The sequence below is a fragment of the Geodermatophilus sp. URMC 63 genome, assembly GCF_053502565.1.
This window is the reverse complement of record NZ_CP199956.1, coordinates 4,475,787-4,497,529: the sequence shown is the minus strand read 5'-3', so window position 1 is coordinate 4,497,529 and position 21,743 is coordinate 4,475,787. Positions and strand designations below refer to the sequence as shown.

The following is a 21,743-nucleotide window of genomic DNA, read 5'->3' as shown; positions in this document are numbered from 1 at the left end:
AGTCAGCGGCGGCTCCACCGGCGAGCGCCTGCTTGCGCTCACATCCACCGCCGGAGCACGAGGAGGACGGATGTCATCTGCGTCAGACCTGCACCGGAGCGAAGCTGGGACTGAGCGCGGGGATGGCTCCCGGCGAACACACCCGTTGCTAAGTTCGGGCGGCCTCGGGTGGCCGCCCCACATCGGCGCCCCGCAGCAGCTGGAGAGGGCAGACTACGAATGCTGCGGGTTGAGGCCGGATGGGATGCGAGAGGCGGTGTTGGAGTAGCTTAATCTGCGGAAGGTGCAGCGCCAACATGGGGAAGCCTGTTCGCTTTCTGCGGAACTTGCATGCGCGTCCCTGTCTTCTCCCTCGGACGAACCTCAGCGAGGCCTCCAGGGGATACTCGGGGCTCGGGGGAGGAACATCGATGCGACACTAGGAAGCCTGCACCCCGTGGTTCGCCGCCACGCTGGGCATGGTCGGTCAGCAATTGCTCACCTTCTCACCGAGGCAAACCAGGACATACCGGTCAGCGGGCTGCTGAGGATCTGCGTCGCAATCCACTTCCCGTATTCACCGCACAGGCGGGAGGGCTGGAACTGCCCGACGCCTCACTCGCTACGCACCCCCCGTGTAGTTGGCGACCGGGCAGGAGACCCTGCCCGTCGTGTTCCGAGCCTCGGCGCAGTCTCGTCCCGGGGCCCCGTCGCGGCCTCACTCAACTTCGCTATCGGTGACTGCGAGGACGGCGCCGTCGGAGTCCGACCCGCAGAACCTCCGCAGGCGGTGAGCTACGCCGCCAGCCGGGACGTCACCCCGTAGCACTCCTTTGATGAACGACTCTGGCGGGGTTCGAGAGACATTCGACAGGCGAACCCCTGTGCGAGCACAGCGACTAGTCCTATAGGGCCCGCTACGGTGTTAAGCACCTGGAGAGGATGCAGTGAGGTTTTCTCACCTGTTTCCGCGGTCGAGTGAAGTCAGGACGAGTGCAGCAGCGGCAATCGCAGTGATTCGCTGTGGGCAGAGGGTGACCCGGTCGAGGGCGCGCCAGCGGCCGAGTAGGGCGTTGCCGCGCTCTGCGGGGGCTCGCAGCCTGGTGATCAGCTGGTTGTAGCAGCGGTTGTCGGTGTGCAGCGGCCCGTCGGGGTGGTGCTTAATCGGGACGTGCACGCCGACGCCGGCGCCGGTGTAGCCCTTGTCGGCCAGCACCGGCAGCCCGCGGGCGGCATGGAGGTGGAGCGCCGGCAGCGCCAGCTCGCGGGCAGCGGTCAGGTCGTGGGTCGAGCCGGGGCGCACAGCGGAAACCCACAGCGGAAACCCGGTCGGGTCGCAGATGACCTGGACGCTGCCGCCGAAGGCGTGGTGCTTGCCGGAGTACCACCGGTGGTGTGCTGGCCGGCCGTCGACCACGGCGCGGGCGGCCACCCGGTCGGTCGGGACCAGCGTGCCGTCCAGGCAGAGGAAGGGCAGCCCGGCAGTTCGGGCCTCGGCGAGCACGGCCTGGAGGTCGGGCGAGTGCCCGGCGATCACGTCGAGGCCTTCGTGCAGGTAGCGGTAGGCGGTGGCGACGCTCAGGCCTGCGTCACCGGCGAGGGTGCGCACGTCCAGGCGGTGGCGCAGCCAGCGCAGCACGAGGGTGACGTGGGTGTGCACCGTGCCGGCCCGCTGCGCCGGTCGGGTTCTGGGACGGCGACGGTGGCGGGCGATCCACCCGGTGACGGCCTTGAGGATCGGCGCGGACACGTCCAAGCGGGCATGGCGGCTGGCACGATGAGACACAGCGGGCTCCCGGGAAAGAGGAGAACCTTTGGCGAGACGATCTTCGCCCCGAGAGTCCGCGCCCTCTTCCTGAAACCCGGCCGCCACCAGCGACGACACAAGTCAAGCCGTTAAAGCTGGTGAGAAAACCTCAGTACGTGAATCCTATTGAATGCTTCATCGTGATGCCCTTCGGGGTGAAGCAGTTTCCGGACGGATCCGGTCGGCTGCGGAAGTACGTCAGTTAGATGGGCACACCGCGGCGCGTCCGCCCCACCTGCGCCAACTGTCGGCGAGGTGCACGAAGCCGGACTTCCGCAACGTCGTCTTAGCTTGGCTTTTAACCCGCCGGGCGCGCTGAGGGCGTCGCCGTGATGCTGGGCCTGGCATGAGGGCGGCCACCGCTGGATCCTTCGGAGTTGCGAGGCTTCGAAGCGACGGCGGTGGCCGTGATGAACAGTCTGATCCTGGCCGGTGGGGTTGACCAGAGCCTGACGACCGCGGGCCTGCAGCGCTTCAGCGGCGAGTTGTACCGATGCCTGGGCCGGCGGCGGGATGCGCTTTTCGAGCTGGTCGACGCGCTGCTGGCGGCGGAGGCGATGCCGTCGCTGCCGCATCTGAGCCTGGTCCCGACACACCGGCGCGGCTGGGGCAGCGTGTATGCCGCCCTGGCCGTCGGCGAGGTCGACGCCCAGCGGCTGGCCGAGCTGCTCGTCGCCCACCGGGGCGGTGGTGCGCCGGTCTTCGCGGTGGATGCCAGCACCTGGCCCCGCTGCGATGCCGAGTGCTCGGCGGGCCGGGGGTTCTACTACTCGCCGACCCGGCACTCGGCCGGTCAGCCGATCGTGGCCGGCTGGTGCTACTCCTGGATCGCCCAGCTGAGCTGGGCGCTCGACTGCTGGACCGCGCCGCTCGACGTGCGGCGGGTGGCTCCGGGCGAGGATCCCGGGCAGGCCACCGCCGCTCAGATCCGCACGTTGACCGAACGGCTCGGAGCCACGGGCCGGGTGCCGATGTTCGTCTTCGACGCCGGCTATGACCCGATCGCGCTCACCGTCGACCTGGCCGACACCGCCGTGGCGATCCTCGTCCGCATCCGCGGCGACCGGGTCTTCTACACCGATCCGGCGGCCCGGGGTCCGGGGCAGCTGGGCCAGCCGCGCCGACACGGCGCCCGATTCTGCTGCGCCGACCCGGCCGGCTGGCCGCCGCCGGACCAGATCCTGGAGTCCGGCGATGAGCAGTACGGCCGGGTGCAGGTGACGGCCTGGGCGGGGCTGCATCCCAAGCTGGCCGGCCGCGGCCGCTGGACCGACTACGACCTACCGCCGATCGTGGCCGGCACGGTGATCCGGGTGCAGGTCGAGCACCTGCCCGGCCCTCGTGGGCGGGCGGTCAAGACGCTGTGGCTGTGGTGGACCGGACCCGGCAGCCCGGACCTGGATCTGTGCTGGCGGGCCTACATCCGCCGCTTCGACCTCGAGCACACCTTCCGCTTCTGCAAGCAGGCGCTGGGCTGGACCACCCCGCGGGTGCGCACGCCCGAGCAGGCCGACCGCTGGACCTGGCTGATCCTGGCCGCCTACACCCAGCTGCGGCTGGCCCGCCCGATCACCGCCGACACCCGGCTGCCCTGGGAACGCCGCCTACCCACCGCCCGGCTCACCCCGACCCGCATCCGCCGCGGATTCCCTCGGCTGCTGCCGCTGCTGGGCACCCCGGCCAGCCCACCGAAACCCTGCGGCCGCTCACCCGGACGCCCAAAAGGCAGCCGACGAGGACCAGCACCATGTCCCGTACCGGGTCTGATGGAGGCTCTCAATCCACGTGAGGATGAGAGTCATGGCGGCACCGAGGAAGTACCCCGACGAGCTGCGGGAGCGGGCCACCCGGCTGGCGGTCGACGCCCGGCGGGACCCAGCGACCCGGACCGGGGCGTTGAAGCGGATCGGCGAGCAGTTGGGCATCAACCCCGAGACGCTGCGCAACTGGGTCATCCAGGCCGAGATCGACCAGGGGCACCGGCCGGGCACCACGACCGATGACGCCACCCGGCTGGCCGAGCTCGAACGTGAGGTCCGCGAGCTGCGCCGGGCCAACGCGACCTGAAGAGCGCGTCGGCTTTCTTCGCGGCGGAGCTCGACCGCCCCTCCCGCTGATCGTCGCCTACATCGACCAGTACAGGCTCGAGCACGGGGTCGAGCCGATCTGCCGCGTCCTCACCGAGGCCGGCGCGAAGATCGCCCCGAGCACCTACTACGCCGCCACGTCGCGGCCGCCGTCGGCGCGGTCACAGACGGACGCGGCGACCACCGAGGTCATCGAGCAGGTGCACAGCGACAACTACGGCGTCTACGGGGTGCGCAAGATGCACGCCGAACTGCACCGGCAAGGCCATCAGGTGGCCCGCTGCACCGTCGCCCGGCTGATGCGCCGCAAGGGTCTGCGCGGTATCACGCGGACGAGGGGCCCGCGGACCACGGTGCCCGGCACCGGCCCGGACACCCGCCCGGACCTGGTCGACCGCGCCTTCACCGCGACCGGCCCCGACCAGCTGTGGGTCGCCGACATCACCTACTGCCGGACCTTCTCCGGGTGGGTGTATGCCGCCTTCGTCATCGACGTGTTCTCCCGCCGGGTGGTCGGCTGGCAACTGTCTCGCTCGCTGCGCACCGACCTGGCCCTCGACGCCCTGGAGATGGGCCTCTGGACCCGCCGACGGGCCGGCCGCGACGTCAGCGGTCTGGTCCATCACTCCGACAAGGGATCGCAATACGTCGCCGTGCGCTACACCCAGCGCCTCGCCGAGGCCGGCGCGGTCGCCTCCGTCGGCTCCACCGGCGACAGCTACGACAACGCCCTGGCCGAGGCCTTCAACTCGCTGTTCAAGGCCGAACTGGTCCGCAACCGCGGCCCCTGGAAGGGCATCGACGACCTCCAGATCGCCGTCGCCGAGTACATCGACTGGTTCAACCACCGCCGGCTGCACGGCGAGATCGGCCTGATCCCACCGGCCGAGCACGAAGACGTCTTCTACCGGCACAACCCCGCGGCGACTACCGTCACCGCGTCACAGCGGTTCTCATGTGGCTTGTCGGATGGGGTAGCCGGCGTGGGCGAACCAGCCGGCGGCATCGGTGGCGGGGACCGCGGCCAGCGCGACGGCGATGGCGGCGTCCAGCGCCGCCCGGGTGCGCGCGGCGGCCGCCCGGATGAGGGTCTTCAGTTTGCCGAACGCCTCCTCGACCGGGGACAGGTCCGGTGAGTAGGCGGGCAGGAACACCAGCCGGCAGCCGGCGGCCTCGACCAGCGCGCGGATCCGGTCGGGCTTGTGCGCGCCGACGTTGTCCACCACCACGACCTGCCCCGGGTGCAGCGCGGGCAGCAGGAAGTGCTGCAGGTAGGTGGCGAACACCGCGGTGTCGGTGCCGCCCTCCACCGTCATCGCCGCCGTCATCCCGGCCCACGACAGCCCAGCGATCAGCGTGGTCACCGGCCCGCGGTTGCGCGGCACCGCCCCGACCGCCCGGGCGCCGCGGGGCGCCCGGGCCCTGCGGCGGGTCATCGACGTGTGGGTGCCGCACTCATCGACGAACACCACCTGGGTCGGGTCGATCGTGGCCAGGTCGGTGCGCCACCGGGTGCGCGCGGTCTCGTCGCGCTCGGTGGCGCTCAGGCTTGTGACTTCAGCGGCCGGCCCGGCCGCCGCGCCCGCCCCGACGCAGTCACCGCCTGCGCCGGGGCGTCGGCGGGCAGCGTGCCGATCGTGCGGGACATCGTCGCCAGCGACACCACCACCCCGGTGCTCTCGGTGAACGCGGCGGCATGCTCGGCCAAGGTCGCGTCCGCCGCCTCGGCCAGCCGGGCCGGCAGCCAGGCCTGCAGCCGGGTCTTCTTCTCCGGCACCGACCCGTGCCGCTGCCCGGTAGGCGCCAGGCTGCCGGTGGCCCGCCGGCGTTGCAGATACCGCTCCACGGTCCGCACCGACATCCTGAACACCGTCGCAGCCCGTTCAGACGTCATGCCGCCATCGACGGCGGCCACCACGCGCTCACGCAGATCCGTCGAGTACGCCCGCATGCCGATTGGGCTACCCCGTTGCCCGCGCACCGTCAAGCAATCAGCACACCGCTGTCAGTTCCGAGCCTCCACTGAACCCGGCGCAGGACACCACGCCATCCCGCCATCCACAAAGCCGCCGCCTGAACCTAAAAGGCGAGCTTAGGCCGCCCAGCGTCGTCGCCAACCACCCGGGATTCGTCCCCGGCCTACAGGCCGACTCGTCCGTCGCCGCCCGCCTGGCCTGCGGTTCGAGGTCCGGCAGGGGTCCGCGTCGCCTCGATCGCTCCGGCCTGGCGCGGGGCGCGCTTGGGTCCGGCGCCGCGCGGTCGGACTGGGTCCTCGGGTCAGCCGGTCGCGGTGGGGGGCAGCACACGGCGCACGACGGCCACGACCCTCCCGGTCAACGGGGGAGGGGAGAGCCGGACGTAGCCGTCGCCACGCCGGTCCGGTCGACCCTTCTCGTCACAGATCCAGACGTCTATCCGGACGAACCCGGTGTCGGCCGGGCCGTCCATACGTCCTCCGGAGGTGAGGATCCTCACCCCCTTCTCGAGGGCGCGGACCCCGGCCATGCCGAACCCGAGCAGCCCATTCTCGTCGATCAGTCGTTCCGCCTCCCTCTTCAGGCGCTCGAGGGCATGGGCCGTCACCGCGTCGCGGAGCACGGGTGGTAGCAGTGACCGCGGTATGCGGAGCTCACCCGTCAGGTGGTACGCCCGCCCGCCCTCCGTCCGCGGCGACATCGTCCGGTCGATGGTGAAGAGCAGGGCCCCGTCGTGCGTCCACGACGGCACCTGGTCGTGCACGAGCTTCCACTCCCCGGACTGGAGCGCCATCACCCAGACGCCGGGGTGGGGGAGGGCGTCGGGGTTGGGGAGGGCGTCGGGCTCGTCCTGCTCGGGGTTGTCCCGCCGTCCGGCGTCCGCCCCGCGGTCGTCGAGTCCCAGACCACGAGTGCCAGGACCACCACCGCCACCGCGAGTAGGGCCGCGACCACCCTGCGATCCGGATCGCGCCCCGATCCACCCGCCGTCGGCGCTCCCGGCTGAGCCACCGGCGCTTTTTTTGGCATCAGCGGCGCGAACGCGTCGTCCATGCGGCCGTCCGGGTCCGTGGCCAGCACCGCGGTCGGGGGGGCGTTCGGCGCCAGGGCGTACGACTCGGCGTCGTCAACGAGGTTCACCAGCGCCGCTGCGCCGTCGTCGTGCTGGCCGAGCATGGTGCGCACCCGGTCGAGGAAGGCCGCCCGAGCCGCCGCCGACCGCACCGGGGCGATCCACGACGTCGCGGGACCCGGCGGTGCCGGCTCGTCGTCCGGTGCCACCGACGGCAGTGACCTGGCCACGTCGCGCACCAGCCTGGGGATCTCGCCGGGGGCCGCCCCGGTGTACAGCCGGGCCACCTCGTCCTCGGGCAACGCCTCGTCGAGTGCGCGCTGGAGGACGCCGGGCTCGTGCCCCTCGGCGACGTCATGCAGCCACGCGGCGACCAGCCGCAGCAGCAGGTCGGGGTCCTCGTCCGCGACCTCGGCGCCGGCGGGGATCTCGAGCACTATCGCGACACGGTTGCTGCTCCCCGTGGGATCACGCCGGCTCGACGGGATGCCGCCCAGGTAGACCCGCATCCCCGCGGTGTCGCGCTCCACGAGGAGCGTCGCCTCCTCGAAGGCAGTCCGCTCGCCATAGCGCCGCCACCAGCGCACGCCCGGCCCGCCGCCGAGGAACCTGTAGCCGGTGCTCCGCGCGTTGCCGCGGGTCTCGAGGTAGACGTCCACGGCCTACAGGTCCTTGACGCGGTTCCCGCGGTCGCGGCGCCCGATGTCGCTCACGATCTTGTCGAGGGCGTCGAGCCGGTTGCGGATCTCCTGCGCCTCCCGGCCCGCCTGCTCGGCCAGCTGCCTGCGCCGGGACCGCTCCCGGCTCGCCCACAGCCACACGTCCATGAACAGCCCCTCCCGGCGTTCCGCCCTCGCCTTCACCCGTACGTACTCCTGGCCGGCCGCCTCCGCCGTGACGGCGTCGGCGGCCCGGCGGGCCTCCATCAACTGGGCGCAGAGCGCGGCTAGGAGGTCGTCGGCGCCCTTCGTCCGCAACTGCGCGGTCCCCGCGAGTGCGTCGGCCCGCAGCGTGAACGTGGGCTCGAACCGCCAACCGGACGCCTCCACCGCCGACGGCGTCCACACGGCCGACCGGAGCTCGGCCCAGCCGAGGGTGTCGATGGGGCAGTACAGCTGGGCGACGTCCGCGTACTCCGCCCGGACCTGCGCGACCACGCTGCCGTACACCTGCATGAAGCGCTGGAACAGCTCGTCAGACTCGTCACGGAAGCCGCCGTTGTCCGCGAAGTACACCTCGCACTTGACCGGGCAGAAGACGACGAGCGCGGGCTCGGTGTCGCGGACCCTGCGTGTCGAGGCCCAGCGTGTGGCGACGTCCTGGACCTGGTCGATCGTGAGGATGGACGGCCACGCTGAGCGGTACTCCTTGCGATCGGCCTCCATCAGGACGGCCGCGTCGACGGGCACGATCAGCACGCTGCTCTGGTCGATGAACCGGACGCACCTCTCCCAGGCCTCCTGCGAGTCGTCCGGACGGCTGAGCGGGTCGAGCCACTCCCCGGGGAAGTCGAGCAGGTCGAACCGCACGCCGGCGCCGTCCACCCCCGGGTCGAGCAGCAAGCCGTACTCGTGCGGCTCGCTGGTGCTCTTCAGGCTGTCGGGCCGGAACTCGCCGGCGTGGAGGGCGGCCCGCAGGGCGCGACGGGTTTGCGTGATCCGCCGGTCGGTGGCCGTGTCGGCCGCGCGCATGGTCACCGGCGTCCCGGTGAGCAGCTGCTGCCCCCCGTGCAGCATGCTCGCGATGATCGAGGTCTTACCGACCCGGGTCGGACCGAGCATGCTGACCTTGAACGAGAGCTCGTCGCTCACGGCGCCTCCTCCGCTCATGCGCCCACTCCTGCCACACAGTCGGCGACGGCCGCGGCTGCCCGTCTGACCCGCCCCACGCGCGCGTCGTCCAGCTCGATCCCCTCGTACACACCGGGCCACAGCAGGTCCCGGTAGCTGCGAGCGAACCGCTTGAACTCCCGCTCCGAGTGCGCCGACCGGATGAGGTCGTCCTCGAACTGCTCGGCGAAGGCGTGGACGACGACGCTCGGGGTCACGGCCTCGTTCAGCAGCGACTTGCGGATCCGGTAGGCGGCCTGGTGCGCCCGGGCGGTGACGAAGCGGAACAGCTGCCGTGCCCCCGCCTCGGTCGTCTCGACCGTGATCTGGTCCCGGCGCTCGCCGGTCAAGGGGTTCGTCGTCTCGAAGTTGAGCAGGTCACCGAGCTGGGCGCGGACCTGGGGATACAGCTGGGTGCGGTACTCCAGGCGGATGTCAAGCACCTCCTCGAGCGCGCCGGACAGGTGCGGGCAGGGCTCGGTGCCCTCCTCCAGGTACTGCGCCAGTCGCTCCAGCGCGGCCCGGCCCTCGACGCCGTCGAGGAGCTCACCGGTCGAGGCGCCGATGATGGCCGCGAGGCGGGTCCAGACCTCGTCCAGACGATGGCTGAAGAAGTCGTTCAGGGTGCCGAACCGCCGGCCGATCTCGACCCGGATGCGGTTGAGCTGGTGCACCGTGAAGGGCGCGGCGTTCTTGTCGGTGGTCATCGCGCGCACGGCGGTGCGGCACCAGGCCTCCTCGCCCTCGCCGAACCCCGAGTCGATCCACTCGACGATCGCGCGGTGGCTCTCCTCGACGGAGGCGACGAAGTCGTCGTCGTCGCGGTCCCCGGCCGCGAGCTGCCCCAGCTCGGCGACGTACGCGGTCAGCGCGACCGCGAGGTCCTCACGTAGGTCCTTAACGCGCTGGTCGAGGTTCTCGGCGGGGGCGACCGTGCGCCTCTGCAGCTCGAGCAGCGCGCGCTCCACGTCGCCGACCGCCGTCCGAACGCGGCCGGCCAGCGCCGCCGCGGCGACCGCGACGCCCTCGCCGATCTCGTGGTCCATCCTGGGCAGGCTCGTCGCGAGCGCTTCGAGCAGGGGCTGGAGCAGGTCGTCGACGACGGAGTCCCCCGAGGCCGCATCGGCGCGGTAGACGGTGATGAACCGGCCGTCCTGGCCGTCGTTGACCTGCCGCCGGATGTCGTCGCCCAGCGAGCTGACGAGGTGCGGGTCGTCGTCGGCGCCGGCGTTGACCAGAAGGGAGAGGAAGTCGCGCCGGTCACGGACGAAGCCGCGCGCCTGGTCGATGAGCGTGACCGCCCGGAGGTCGCCGTCGCCCCAATAGGCCATGCCCTGCACCGGACGCTTCACGATCAGGACGACGTCGACCTCGTTGCGCAGGCCGTCGACGTGGCGCTGCTCGGCATCCGGGTCGATCTCTCCGAGCCCGGGGAGGTCCACGATGCCGAGCTGCTCCACCACGGACCGCGGGAACGGCACGTCGATCCGGATGTCCCGGACCGCGAGGTACAGGCGGCTCACCGGCGTGCCCGACGTCTCGGCGGCGGTGAGCTCGGCGTTCGTCGGGTACGCGACCCACGGCCGCAGCTGGCTCAGGTCCTCGATGACCCGCTCACCGCCCGTGAGACACCCCGCGAAGGTGTCGAGGGAGCGCTGCACGTCCTCCAGGCGCCTGCGGTGCTCGGTCTCGCCGGCTTCCGCCTCCCCGTAGCTCCAGCGGCGGAACTCGTCGAGCGAGGTGGCGCGGGCGGTAAAGCCGAGCTTGGCGTGCAGGGGTCCCACGACCTCGTCGAGGAAGGACTGGTCGGTGTGCAGCCGCACGACCGCCCGGTGCAGAGCGGGGGCGTGGTAGATGCGGCTGCGGACGGCGGTGACGGGGATCCCCGATCCCGTGGGGATCTGGTCGTCGCCGAGGCCCGTCATCGACTGCAGCAGCGTGCTCTTGCCGACGCGGGCAGCGCCACTCACACCGATGTTGATGGTCGGGCGCCCGAGGCGCGCCTGTACGACCCGGTAGGTCTCGATCAGCTCCGCGGCCTCGCGGCGCAGGTCGGACGCCTGCGGGAGGGTCAGGCTCCCGCGCACCTCCCCGGGCGTCTTCGGGTGAGCCCGCAGGTCCTCGAGTGCGGACGTGAGCTGATTCAGGGCGCCGTCGAGACGACCCCACCGCTCGATCTCGGCCGTGACCGCCGGCAGCCGGGCCCGGCGGTCCCGCAGCAGCGCGTCGATCCGTTCCTGCACGTCGGTCATCTGACCCCCTCGGGATCGGTCCGGTCGGTGGTGCGCACCCGTCCGCACCACCGGCGTCGGGTACCGGGCCCCTCGGCGAGGCCGCCGGTGCTGGGTGGAGTGCGGATGCAGCGCGCGTGATACGCACCGGGGATCAGGCGAGTCGGGAGGTCCCGGGAGCCGCCAGGTCGTGCCGAGCCGACTCCAACCACTGCAGCGTCGAAATCACCAGGCCTGACCACGCCTTGTTGTAGCGCTCGACCGCCCGCTGGAACCCCGCCACGTCACCGCGATCGGCCTTCTCCACGGCGCTGTCGAGGGCGGCGAGGAGCTTGCGGAGCTCGTCGACCAACTGGTCGTGCCGGGGTTGGAGGTCCTTCCGGGGTGGGCGGTTGCCTCGGACCTCCCCGATGATCGACGTGAAGGTGGGACGGAATTCGTCCCTGTAGTCGGCCGGAGAAATCCCGTTCGACAGCTTGACCTCCTGCATGCCGTCGTTGATCAGCCGTGCCGTGCGGTCGAGGTAGTCCTCGAGCGCTTGCTGCTGCTCCCGTTCGCCGGCCTCGCGCTGCTCGTCGAAGAGTCGTTGACTCTGGGCCTGCTGCTCCTCCATGGCGCTCCGCAGTGCTGCGGCGGCCAGGACGGCACCCGAGGCCGCTGCCGCCGCCACCACCTTGAGGTGCCGCCCGAGCTCGTGCTCGTCCGCGAAATGGCGGATCTGCCCGGTGCGACGCCGCAGCCGGGCGGTGAGCGCACCGGAGGGCTGCTTCCGGTCCGCACCCCCGAGCGCGTCCGCCAGCCTCGTCATCCCGGTGGCAAAGTCGGGGAAGAGATCGACCCGTTGCAGGCCCGAGAGCACGAGGTTGAAGCCCTCCGGCATCGTGTCGGTGCGGTGCAGCCGCACGGGCACGATCTTCTTGCCCGCGCTCTGCGCCAGACCGAGCTCGACCCAGACGTAGCGGGGGTTGCGCGTGACGCTCGGGGAGAGCAGGAGGACGAACACGTCCGCGGCGCGGATCGCGCGCTCGATGCTCACCCGCCAGTCGTCCGCGCCCTTGATGTTCGAGTGGTCCACCCACACCGCGTAGCCGAGGCGCTCGAGCTCGGCGACGACGTCCTTGGCCTTCCTGTCCCGGCTCGAATGGGAGACGAAGACGACGCATTTCTCGGCGGCGCCGTCGGTGCCGGCCGGGTCGGTGCCGGCCGGGCGGTGCCTGGCCGCGCCGGCGACGTCGCGGGCCGCCTCCCGGGCCCTGGCCGACGACACGGCCAGGAGGTCCCTGGCACGGGCGCGCAGATGCCGCGAGGGCGGAGGCCGGTCGGGGGGGCCGGGCTCCTGCCGGCCGTCCACCGTGTCCGGCTCGTCGCTCGCGGCCATGCTCCCGACGGCCGCGTCGACGGCGCGCACGAGGGTGTCCGCGTCGGCGTCCGACCCCCCGGCCGGCACCCACCCGCCGGACCGGGGGATGGCCTCGGCCGCCGGCGGGAGCCGGGTCGGGTCCCCGACCACGACGCCCACCGTCGGGACGCCCCTCCCGCTGGGGGGCGCCAGCGTCCTGGAGACTGCGGCCAGCCCCTCCTCGGCGGCGTCGGGCGACACCAGCGCCACAGCCAGGTCGACGTCCGCGGCGGCGTCATCGGTCACCGTGTGACCCGAGCGGTGGAGCACCTCCCGGACCGCGGAGACCTCACCGTCGTCCGCGGCGGCAGCCATCAGGATGAGCATCGTCTCGACCTCCAGACCCCGGGCCCGGCCCAGGACACCCGGCGCACCGGGGTGGGCGGTCCTCCCCGTCGGTGTCGCACGGATCGTCCTGCGCGGCCGTCACCGGTGTGTCAACGCGCTGCTCGGACGGAGGACGACGAATGCGAGGCCCACGGCACGACGGTGCACCGGTGCCGGCCCGTCACACCTCGGGACCGTCAACGAGGCGGCGGGCGGCGGCGTACACGTCGAGGCCCACGCCGTGAGCACAGCCGTCCGGTCCACCGACCGGTTGCCCCGTGGCGACCAGCACGTCCTCTATCCGTGCCGGGGTCAGCTCCGGATCGGCCTGCAGCAGCAGCGCGGCCGCACCGGCGACGATGGCGCACGACTACGAGGTGCCCTGCCACGGCGCGTAACCGCGCTCGCCGGCCGGGAGGGACATCTCATAGCCCGGCGCCATGACGGGGACCCAGGGTCCGCGGCTGGTCCAGGGCATCAGCCGCCCCTGGTGGTCGACCGCCCCGACGGCGAGGACGCCGGTCGACGCGGCCGGGTACCGACGCATCTCGTCGCCGCCGTTGTCGGCCGGTGCGACCACCACCACTCCCGCCCGCACCGCGTCGTCGACCACGTCGGAGCGCCCCGGCAATCCCAGCGCCAGGCAGATGATCCGGGCGCCGCCGAGCACGGCGCGGTCGACCCCGGCAGCGATGGCCGCGTTAGACGCGCCGAGGTGATCGTCCAGCACGCTGATCGCCAGCAGGGGCGTGCCGGGGGCCACGCCGCCGAAGCCGTCGTGACCGACAGCGGAGATCAAGGCGGCCAGCGCCGTGGTGTAGTTGTCGGGGGGCGGTGGCACCGAGGCGCTCTGAAGCGAGACGAGAGTGATCTCCACGTCCCCGAGCGCCGGGTGCTTGGTCTGCGGACGGCCTGCGACGGTTGCGACCCGGACGGGAGGACGGTCGCCGATGAACTCGCGCGCGCTCCGGACGTGGATCTGCTTCTGCCAGTACACCTGCTGGTACCTCAGCTCGTCGCGCGCCCCGCTCCCCTGCGGTGGCCGGTCCGGGGGGATGCCGGGGGAGGGCGCCCGGTCCGCCGCATTGGCCCGGTCCGCCGCAGTAGATGTACGCACGGGGCCAGCGTTCTCGAGCAGCCATGGGAACAGGCTCGTCGCGACCAGGCCCGCAAGGTGGTCGGGCGACCGGAACAGCGCTCGTGTGACATGCCCGTCGAGGAACGTTCGGAACTCCAGGAGCCCGCGGACGGCGCGCCACACGCCGATGCTCTGCGCCTGCGTTGTCGCGGTGACGAGACGGTCCTGTTCGCGGGGGTCGGACCACGGCGCGTCGGGTCGGCCAGGAACGCGTACACCGGCCGGCCAGCGTCGAGCGCCCACTGCACCTCGAACCAGGTGATGCTGCGCTTGCCGTCACCGCCGTCGGTCTCCGACGGCACCCAGCCGTAGCGGTGGCCGACCAGGACGATCAGGGCATCACAGGCCTCCACCTCCTCCCGGCAGGTGTCCAGCGGCTTGTTCGGCCGCGCACCGAACGTCTCCATCCAGACCGCGAACTGGCCCATCTGGCTCAGGACGTCGGTGACGGTGCTGCGGTGCTCCCGCAGGTTCACCGATGTCGAGGACAAGAAGATGTCGAGTACCCGTCTGGCCACGTCGCCCGGCTCCGGTTGCCGCCCGGGCCGTCCCGCCGCTCGCACGTGCGCGGTGCCGACGTCGTCGCGGTGTCGGCCGGAGCCGCTTCACCTGATGCGCCATCGGACAGTGGCGGCACCCTACTCCGGTTCGGTCCGTCAGACCGGCAGCTCGGCTCGCCGTCCGGGACCACGCCGATCGGGTGTACAGGCTCGGGTCGTGACGACCAACCTCAACACCCTCCTGACCGCACTCTCCGTCCGCATCGACGACCATCTCGGCGACGAGCTGGCTCAGGAAGGACCTCAGCCGGTGCACCCATGTCTTGTCCTCGCGAACATGAGCGAGGAGGACTGTCGACCTCGGTCGGCCGGCGAGCCGGTCTAGGTGTCGTCGACAGAGGTCGGCCGCCTGCCGGCGCGCCCGGTCGTCGTCCGCGTGTCCGGTGGTGGGTATGAGCGTCTCCACGCTCAGCTGCTGTGGATCTTGACCGAACCGTGTGTGTGCTTCCACCTCATCGGTTGAAGGTGACGCTGGTGTGATGGCCAGCCGGCACGCTTCGTCGAGGGGCGACGCGCCGGTCGTGTCGTGGATGGCTGTGCGGCTCGGCGCTCTCGCGGCTCACCGCGCAGCAGGCTCGCATCGACAGCAGGTAGAAGTACCTCAACCTCAATGAAGGGACGTGAGCATGGCCGACGGTGAATCACCTGTCGCCGTGCGCGTCGAGGTGGGCGATGCATTGGTCCGACCCACCGACGTGCTGGTGCTGAAGTACGCCCAAGCGCTCTACGGGGTAGACAACGCCGCGGTGGCGCGAATGGGTGGTCGTGGCGCGGTGCCGTTACCGGGTGTGGGTGAGTACACCGTCGTGCGACATCCCGTCGGCATTGCAGCGCGTGCGGTTCTCTTCCTAGGCGTACCTCCCCTTCCCCGATTCGGGTACTCGGACATCCGTCAGTTCGCTGATCGCGCGGTGAGCATCAGCGCGCGTGAGGGCTTGGCGTCGTCCGAGTTGTGCCTGACCCTGCACGGCGTCGGCTTCGGGTTGGACGAGTTGGAGGCGCTCAAGTCAGAGGTTGCCGGGATCCTGGACGCTGTCGGTGGAGGCCGTGCGCCGGATCGCCTTGAGCGGGTCGTCTTCCTCGAGACCGACCCGCGGAGATCTGACCGTATGCGCGGAGTTCTCCGTGACTTGGGTCTGGACGCCGCCGTGCCTAGGTCCGACCGACCTCGACCGTCTCGACAGCCCCCTTCGGCCAGAGACCGGCTCGCGTCAGTGGGGTACGACTCCGCGCAGCGCGCTCACGCCTTCGTCGCGATGCCCTTCGACGACGTCTTCGGCGACCACTTGCACTTCGGTATCGCACCGGCTGTGCGCGACATGGGACTCTTGTGTGAACGGATGGATGAGGTGTCGTTCACCGGCGACGTGGTGGACATGATGAAAAGCAGGATTGCGGGGGCTGCGCTCGTCATCGCCGACGTCTCACAGGGAAACCCGAATGTGGCGCTGGAGATCGGTTACGCCTGGGGCTGCGGTGTTCCGACGATTATCGTCTGTCACGAGGACAGTCAGGCCTACTTCGACGTCCGAGGACAGAGGCACCTGCGCTACCGTTCCATCCGGCAGCTGCAGGAGAAGCTAGCTGCCGAGTTGCGTGCCATCCTGCACCGCACGGGGGAACGTAGGTAAACGAGGTTCAGCTCCGAGGCGGCCCCGTTCGACGGATCCGCTCTAACTTGGTCGACAGGCGTGGCCATCTGGTTACGGAATGGCTGACGGAGACCCAGGGGTGCTGGCCGACGAACTAAACCGCCTCGTCGAGGTGGGTGTCGTCCCGAACTCAAGGACGTTCGCGCAGACCATCGATCTACTGAGGTTTTCTCACCAGGATTGGCCGTCTACGCACGGCGAGGAGAAGCATCCCTGCAAGTCAGGCCCATGTGTCAGCAGTGAGGTGTTCTCAACGGTTTGGTCGCTCGGCGTTGGTCAGGATGAGTGCGGCGGCGACGACCGCACCGATCCGCTGCGGGCACAGCCGCATCCGGCGCAGTGCTTTCCACCGGTTCTTGAGCAGTGCGATGCCGCGCTCACCCTCGGCGCGCAGCCGGGTCAGCAGTCGGTTGCAGGTCGCGGTGCTGGGTGCCAGGTGGGCACCCTTGGCCGGCGTATGGATGCCGACGCCCGCGCCGTCATAGCCCTTGTCGGCCAGGGTGGGCAGGCCCAGCAGCGCGGCCGCGGCGTGCAGCGCACCGAGGAATCCGGTGGCCCGGGCGGCGGCGAGGTCGTGCATCGAGCCCGGCTCGACGGGGGAGACGGCCACCGGGAAACCGTCCGGGTCGCAGACGACCTGCACGTTGCCGCCGTGGGCGCGGTGTTTGCCGGAGTACCACAGGTCGTGACCGGACTCGGGGTTGGTGGTCCGGCAGCGGTCGGTGCGGATGAGCGTGCCGTCGAGGACGACGTGGCTGCAGCCGGCGGCACTTCCGGCCTCGAGCACTCGGTGCAGGTCGGGGGCTTGGTCGGCGAGCACGTCGATGCCCTCGTGCAGGTAGCGGTAGCCGGTGGCGACCGAGACGCCGGTGTCGCGGGCCAGGGTGGGCATGTCGGCGTCCTGGCGGAACCAGCGCAGCACCAAGATGGCCTGGTCGCGGGCGGAGGCGGCGCGGGCGCCGATGCCGGTGCCGCGGCGGCGGCGTTCGGCGATCAGCAGGTCGGTGAGCAGGACGGCGGTGGCCTCGGGCACGTCGAGCGTGGCAGAGTGAGGTTTTCTCACCTGGTTCCGCGGTCGAGTGAGGTCAGCACCAATGCGGCGGCGGCAATGGCGCCGATGCGGTGCGGGCTGACGGTGACCCGGTCGAGGGCCCGCCAGCGGCCGAGCAGGGCGTGACCGCGTTCGGCGGGTGCGCGTAGCGCGGTGATCAGGGAGTTGTAGCAGCGGTTGTCGGTGTGCAGCGGCCCGTCGGGGTGGTGGCGGACCGGGACGTGCACGCCGACGCCGGCGCCGGTGTAGCCCTTGTCGGCCAGCACCGGCAATCCCCGGGCGGCGCGCGGGTACAGCGCGGGCAGGACGAGCTCGCGGGCCGCGGTGAGGTCATGTGTCGAGCCGGGGCGGACGTCGGAGACCCACAGCGGGAAGCCGCCGGGGTCGCACAGCACCTGCACGCTGCCGCCGAAGGCGTGGTGCTTGCCGGAGTACCACAGGTGATGGCCGCGCTCGGCGCGGGCGGCGACCCGGTCGGTCGGGACGAGTGTGCCGTCCAGGCACAGGAAGGGCAGCTCGCCGCGGCGGGCGTGGTCGAGCACGTCGGCCAGGTCGGGCGCGTGCCCGGCGATCACGTCGAGCGCCTCGTGCAGATACCGGTAGGCGGTGGCGATGCTCAGCCCCGCCTCGCCGGCCAGGGTGCGTACGTCGAGGCGGTGGCGTAGCCAGCGCAGCGCCAGCACGACCTGGGTGTGCACCGTGCCGGCGCGCTGCGCCGGACGCGATCCCGGTCGACGCCGGCGGCCGGCGATCCAGCCGGTCACCGCCTTCAACACCGTCGCGGACACATCCAGGCTGGCACGATGAGACACAGCGGGCTCCCGGGAAGTGGCGATCGGCCTTTGGCGAGACGATCTTCACCCCGAGAGCCCGCGCCCTGTTCTGCGACCCCGGCCGCGACCAGCGACGACATCAATCAAGCCGTCAAAGCTAGTGAGAAAACCTCAGTAAGTGATCACGTGGGGTCCGTGCGGATGAGGGTCGTTCTTGGTCGACGCCATCCTCTGCCGGACCCCACGCCCCTGTGCAGCGACGTCGTCGTCCAGCCACTGACCTGCTCATTCAGCGTTCAGCAAAGCTCTTCCGCGCAAATCGGTTGAGAAGACCTCACTGGAAGAAGATCTGGTCGACCAATCCGCTGGAACGGCTGAACAAGAGATCAAGCGCCGCACCAACGTCGTCGGTGTCTTTCCCAACCCCGCCACCCTGCCGCGGCTGGCCGGTGCGGTGCTGGTCGAGGCGCACGACGAATGGCAGGTCTCTGACCGCCGCTACCTCTCCGAAGGCTCCATGGCCCTGCTCGACCGACCCGACGAGGTGGCGCAGCCGGCTCTGACCGCGTCATAGTCCAACCTGCAGAAGACCCCGCGAACCGGACCGAGTTCCACCACCGGGCGGGACGTCACCTCGGCGTGCACGGCTTGAGACGTCGGCCGAGACGCTGCTCTGACTCTGGGACAGCCCTCTTCCGGGGTCCCATGCGCTGCGTCCGGTGCACACGTACAGCATGGCTCCCGCACGGAAGTGTCCGGGGTGGGGGCAAGGAAGGAGCTGCACCTAAGCAACGCCCACCAGACGCCAGCCGTACTCGACGGCGAGGGCCTCGTCGGAAGCATCACCGTACAGCTCCCGCGCCTTGTCCCAGGTGAGCTGATAAAACTCGCGGAAGCCGACGTCCGGGCGCAGGCGCGGATCGACGACCGTCTCATACCAGATGCGTCCGGCGCGTTCCCAGGAGTGACCGCCGAGAGCCGTCGCAGTCAGGTAGAAGGCCCGGCTCGGGATGCCGGAGTTGACGTGCACGCCGCCGTTGTCCTCCTGTGATGACACGATGTCCCGCAGGTGCCTGGGTTGGGGGTCCTTGCCCAGCAGCGGGTCGTCATAGGCGGTCCCCGGGCTGCTCAGGGACCGCAGTGCCACACCGTTCACCCCGTCAGCGAGCAGTCCCGCCCCGAGAAGCCAGTCGGCCTCGACCGCCGTCTGGCCGAGACGGTACTGCCGTACGAGGACGCCGAAGACGTCGGCGATGGACTCGCAGATCGCTCCCGACTCACCCCAGAAGGTGAGCTTCGTGGAGCTTTCGATCACCGCGTGACTGAGCTCGTGCGCGAGCACCTCCAGGCACCCGCTGAACCGCGTGAACAGTCGTCCGTCGCCGTCCCCGACAAGGAGCAACTGCCCGTTCCACGCCGTGTTGTTCCAGCCATGTCGGTAGTGGACGACGGCGGTCAGGTCGTGGTCGCGGCCGTCGAGCGAGGCGCGTCCGAAGACGTTGTGGAAGAAGTCCTGCGTGGACCCAATCGCTTCGAAGGTCTCGTCGACGATCGGATCGCCGGTCGGCGGATCGCCTTCTGCACGCGCGAGCGCGCCCGGGATCGCTGAGCTGCCCGCTGCGTCGTGGACCGCCCGGCGCCGTGCCGACGACGACGGGGGCGGGCCGGGTGGGGGGCTCCGCCGCGGTTTCCCGCCGCGTGAAGACACCTTGGTCCTCGGGCGGGGTTCCGGTGCTGAGCCCTCGACGAGCTCTTCCGCCGTCGTTTTGATGCCCTCGGCCACGGCCAGCCAGGCCGCGTCGCGGTTGCGCCACAGGGTCACCGGCTTGGCGTCCCGAGGCAGCGCCTGAAGTCTCCCGAAGGGCGCGGACTGCCAGTCCACCGGACGCACGATGATCGGTATCACCCGCGCCGTGCCCTCCGCCTCCCGGCTCATGGTATGGCTGACTTCCTCACCCCACGCGAAATCCGAGGCGATGAAGTCCGGACTGACCAGCAGGAGAATGATGTCGGCCGCGGTCAGCTCGGCGAGTATCTCCTCGCGCCACCTCTGGCCAGCTTCCAGCTGCCGGTCGTGCCACTCGCGGATCAGGCCTGAGCGCCGAAGGAGTGACAGCTGGGTACTCAGCGCAGCGCGGTGGGCCTCGTCCTCGTGGGCGTAAGAGACGAAGACCGACAGTGGGGTCCCAGGCATCGCCGCGTCCTCGTCACTCGGAGTCCGCGAATTGCGTCTCGACGTCGACCCGCGCGGCGACCGAGCGACCGACCTCCCTCAACTGAGATATTGCGCTTACAGCGTCAAGTTTGCGCAGCCGGCTTGCGTCGCGGCTGGAGATGCCGAGGGTGGCGAGTGACTCGTCGGAGAGGTCCGCGTCGTACCGGACGTAGGTGAACAGGTTGCGTCCGCCGGGCGCGACGGCGTCGAGGCGTCTGCCGAACTCGCGGTCGATCTCCTCGCCGGCACGGGTCCGGGCGAGGGATCGGCAGACGAGGTCCTGTCCCACGGACGCTCCCCGCATGAACACGCCTGGAAAGTTAGAGGCGTTGAACAGTAGGTCCACCTGGCGGGGCCGCAGGCCGGGATGCATCGCGGCCGCCGAGCCGGTGCCCACGGAAACGACGAGCAAGTCCTTTTCCCCGGCCGGCCAGCACAGCCCGTACTCCGGCAGCGTGGCCATGAGAAACAGCAGGAGGGCGGGGTTGTTGAAGGGGGTCATCCCGCCGTCCTGGAAGAGGAAGTCGCGGGCCCCAACCCGTAGTCGTTGGGGAGGGAAGTAGACCGGTGCGGCGGTGCTGCCGCGGACCAGGGTGCTTAGCGGAAGGTCGAGGTTGCGGTCGGGGACGGGGTTCAGGTAGCGGTCGGCGCGGTTGTACTTGGCTTGAGTGCAGTTGCTCAGCGGCCACGGTGAGTCGGTCACGGTGTTGTGCAGAACCAGCAGCAGTAGGGATCGAAACCTCGGGTCTCCGAGGGTTGTGCCGGTGCCGAAGAAGTCCTCCAGTTCCTCAGTCAAGGGGCCGTCCCGATACATGGAGCGCAGGCGCATCGGGAGCAGCCGCTTGCGGAAGACCTTGCGGCCCAGCGTCGTGTAGCGCTCCTGGATCTGCTCGACCGGCTGGCCCATGGCCAACGCGGCCGCGATGATGGCACCGGTGCTGGTGCCGGCGAAGTAGTGGAAGACGTCGGCGAGCACGAGGTCGCGGTCACTGCGCTGCTGCCGCAGCTGTTCTTCCAGCCGGGCGAGCACCTCGAGCGTCAGCACGCCCCGGATGCCGCCGCCGTCCAGAGCCAGCAGCCGCTTCGGCCCCGAGGCGGACTGGCGCTCCTCATAGCGGCGGGGAGTTGGATCGATCACCCGCACGCGGGGGTCGGGGCCGGTGTAACCCAGCCGGCGAACGAAGTCCGCGGTTCCGCCGGGCCCATCCCCGCTTTGCCCGTTCCACACCAGCAGTGCGTGCGGGGAGGGCGTGATCGAGCCGGCCAGCTCAACCAGTCGGATGTTCGCCCGGGCGAAGACGTCCTCCCCGTCCGGCGCTGCATCGCCGGACGGCACGATCTCGACTTCGCAGCGTGGCAGGAGTTCGTGAAAGCGGTTCGCCCAGTCGCTGTCTGGGAGCTCGACGGATCGCTTCTGGAATTTATCGGGGGGCAGGGCCAGGCACAACCGCACCCGCGCGCCGCGGCGCAGGCCCGCCTCGGCGGCGAGGATGTCGGCTCCACGGGCCCCACCGCTGACGACTGTCGTCGCCGGTCCGACCTGCCAGGCGTCGAACGTGTCCTCGATCTCGCGGGTCACGCGCTCGACCTGGCTGGCTGGAAAGCGGGGTGTCTCCCGGTCGGGGGTGTCGACCATGTGGCCGCTGA

15 protein-coding genes, 4 pseudogenes and 1 other annotated feature are annotated in these 21,743 nt (G+C 70.7%); of the genes and pseudogenes, 5 read left to right on the top strand and 14 right to left on the bottom strand.

Going from position 1 to position 21,743, the window contains the following annotated elements; genetic code table 11:
* Positions 1 to 937 precede the first annotated feature (937 nt).
* Positions 938 to 1,765 carry a transposase family protein gene (locus ACWIZO_RS21875; RefSeq protein ID WP_448639723.1) on the bottom strand — a complete coding sequence of 276 codons (828 nt, stop codon included), beginning with the start codon at positions 1,763 to 1,765 and terminating at the stop codon, positions 938 to 940.
* 431 nt (positions 1,766 to 2,196) lie between these two features.
* On the opposite strand from ACWIZO_RS21875, the pseudogene ACWIZO_RS21870 reads away from it, so the two are divergent.
* Positions 2,197 to 3,519, top strand: a pseudogene (locus tag ACWIZO_RS21870) (NF041680 family putative transposase); the annotation flags it as partial.
* A gap of 67 nt (positions 3,520 to 3,586) precedes the next feature.
* Positions 3,587 to 4,784, top strand: a pseudogene (locus ACWIZO_RS21865) (IS3 family transposase); the annotation flags it as partial.
* Positions 3,864 to 3,992: a sequence feature (AL1L pseudoknot), on the top strand. Its footprint overlaps the pseudogene before it by 129 nt.
* Before the next feature lie 42 nt (positions 4,785 to 4,826).
* Here the strand turns inward: ACWIZO_RS21865 and ACWIZO_RS21860 are convergent.
* From ACWIZO_RS21860 to ACWIZO_RS21820, 9 genes and pseudogenes are all read right to left on the bottom strand, one after another.
* Entirely contained in the window at positions 4,827 to 5,360 is a 534-nt protein-coding gene (locus tag ACWIZO_RS21860) for an IS630 family transposase (protein WP_448642986.1), read from the bottom strand.
* Between the two features lie 56 nt (positions 5,361 to 5,416).
* Entirely contained in the window at positions 5,417 to 5,824 is a 408-nt protein-coding gene (locus ACWIZO_RS21855) for an IS630 transposase-related protein (RefSeq protein ID WP_448639722.1), read from the bottom strand.
* A gap of 326 nt (positions 5,825 to 6,150) precedes the next feature.
* Positions 6,151 to 6,612, bottom strand: a complete 462-nt coding sequence (locus tag ACWIZO_RS21850; protein WP_448639721.1) for a hypothetical protein — start codon at positions 6,610 to 6,612, stop codon at positions 6,151 to 6,153.
* Between the two features lie 29 nt (positions 6,613 to 6,641).
* Positions 6,642 to 7,580 carry a hypothetical protein gene (locus tag ACWIZO_RS21845; protein ID WP_448639720.1) on the bottom strand — a complete coding sequence of 313 codons (939 nt, stop codon included), beginning with the start codon at positions 7,578 to 7,580 and terminating at the stop codon, positions 6,642 to 6,644.
* Positions 7,581 to 7,583: 3 nt separating this feature from the next.
* Positions 7,584 to 8,732 carry a TRAFAC clade GTPase domain-containing protein gene (locus tag ACWIZO_RS21840; RefSeq protein WP_448639719.1) on the bottom strand — a complete coding sequence of 383 codons (1,149 nt, stop codon included), beginning with the start codon at positions 8,730 to 8,732 and terminating at the stop codon, positions 7,584 to 7,586.
* A gap of 14 nt (positions 8,733 to 8,746) precedes the next feature.
* Positions 8,747 to 11,002, bottom strand: a complete 2,256-nt coding sequence (locus ACWIZO_RS21835) for a hypothetical protein (RefSeq protein WP_448639718.1) — start codon at positions 11,000 to 11,002, stop codon at positions 8,747 to 8,749.
* 133 nt (positions 11,003 to 11,135) lie between these two features.
* Positions 11,136 to 12,359: a toll/interleukin-1 receptor domain-containing protein gene (locus tag ACWIZO_RS21830; protein WP_448639717.1), complete on the bottom strand. Its 1,224-nt coding sequence runs from the start codon at positions 12,357 to 12,359 to the stop codon at positions 11,136 to 11,138.
* 529 nt (positions 12,360 to 12,888) lie between these two features.
* Positions 12,889 to 13,704: pseudogene (locus tag ACWIZO_RS21825) on the bottom strand (S8 family serine peptidase).
* Positions 13,705 to 13,715: 11 nt separating this feature from the next.
* A complete protein-coding gene (locus tag ACWIZO_RS21820) occupies positions 13,716 to 14,363 on the bottom strand; it encodes a DUF4062 domain-containing protein (protein ID WP_448639716.1) in 648 nt (215 codons plus the stop codon).
* 199 nt (positions 14,364 to 14,562) lie between these two features.
* On the opposite strand from ACWIZO_RS21820, the gene ACWIZO_RS21815 reads away from it, so the two are divergent.
* On the top strand, positions 14,563 to 14,730 hold the full coding sequence (locus ACWIZO_RS21815) for a hypothetical protein (RefSeq protein ID WP_448639715.1): 168 nt from the start codon (positions 14,563 to 14,565) through the stop codon (positions 14,728 to 14,730).
* Between the two features lie 295 nt (positions 14,731 to 15,025).
* Positions 15,026 to 16,036 carry a hypothetical protein gene (locus ACWIZO_RS21810; protein WP_448639714.1) on the top strand — a complete coding sequence of 337 codons (1,011 nt, stop codon included), beginning with the start codon at positions 15,026 to 15,028 and terminating at the stop codon, positions 16,034 to 16,036.
* 271 nt (positions 16,037 to 16,307) lie between these two features.
* On the opposite strand, the gene ACWIZO_RS21805 is transcribed toward ACWIZO_RS21810, so the two are convergent.
* Both ACWIZO_RS21805 and ACWIZO_RS21800 read right to left on the bottom strand, forming a co-directional pair.
* Complete coding sequence (locus ACWIZO_RS21805) at positions 16,308 to 17,120, bottom strand: transposase family protein (protein WP_448639713.1); 813 nt, start codon at positions 17,118 to 17,120, stop codon at positions 16,308 to 16,310.
* Positions 17,117 to 17,920, bottom strand: coding sequence for an HARBI1 family protein (locus tag ACWIZO_RS21800; protein ID WP_448639712.1), 804 nt, complete (start codon positions 17,918 to 17,920; stop codon positions 17,117 to 17,119). The genes ACWIZO_RS21805 and ACWIZO_RS21800 overlap by 4 nt, the downstream gene beginning before the upstream one ends.
* A 212-nt stretch (positions 17,921 to 18,132) precedes the next feature.
* Here ACWIZO_RS21800 and ACWIZO_RS21795 point away from each other — a divergent pair.
* Positions 18,133 to 18,455, top strand: a pseudogene (locus tag ACWIZO_RS21795) (transposase).
* A 210-nt stretch (positions 18,456 to 18,665) separates the two neighbouring features.
* On the opposite strand, the gene ACWIZO_RS21790 reads toward ACWIZO_RS21795, so the two are convergent.
* Both ACWIZO_RS21790 and ACWIZO_RS21785 read right to left on the bottom strand, forming a co-directional pair.
* Positions 18,666 to 20,075, bottom strand: a complete 1,410-nt coding sequence (locus tag ACWIZO_RS21790; RefSeq protein WP_448639711.1) for a M4 family metallopeptidase — start codon at positions 20,073 to 20,075, stop codon at positions 18,666 to 18,668.
* 13 nt (positions 20,076 to 20,088) lie between these two features.
* The gene (locus tag ACWIZO_RS21785; protein WP_448639710.1) at positions 20,089 to 21,732 is read right to left on the bottom strand and encodes a patatin-like phospholipase family protein; all 1,644 of its coding nucleotides are present in this window, start codon (positions 21,730 to 21,732) and stop codon (positions 20,089 to 20,091) included.
* Between the last annotated feature and the right edge of the window lie 11 nt (positions 21,733 to 21,743).

Bases quoted from the DNA above. Each gene is read 5' to 3' on its own strand.
- ACWIZO_RS21855 (WP_448639722.1), bottom strand. From the start codon at position 5,824: ATGCGGGCGTACTCGACGGATCTGCGTGAGCGCGTGGTGGCCGCCGTC.
- ACWIZO_RS21835 (WP_448639718.1), bottom strand. From the start codon at position 11,002: ATGACCGACGTGCAGGAACGGATCGACGCGCTGCTGCGGGACCGCCGG.
- ACWIZO_RS21830 (WP_448639717.1), bottom strand. From the start codon at position 12,359: ATGGCCGCGAGCGACGAGCCGGACACGGTGGACGGCCGGCAGGAGCCC.
- ACWIZO_RS21790 (WP_448639711.1), bottom strand. From the start codon at position 20,075: ATGCCTGGGACCCCACTGTCGGTCTTCGTCTCTTACGCCCACGAGGAC.
- ACWIZO_RS21785 (WP_448639710.1), bottom strand. From the start codon at position 21,732: ATGGTCGACACCCCCGACCGGGAGACACCCCGCTTTCCAGCCAGCCAG.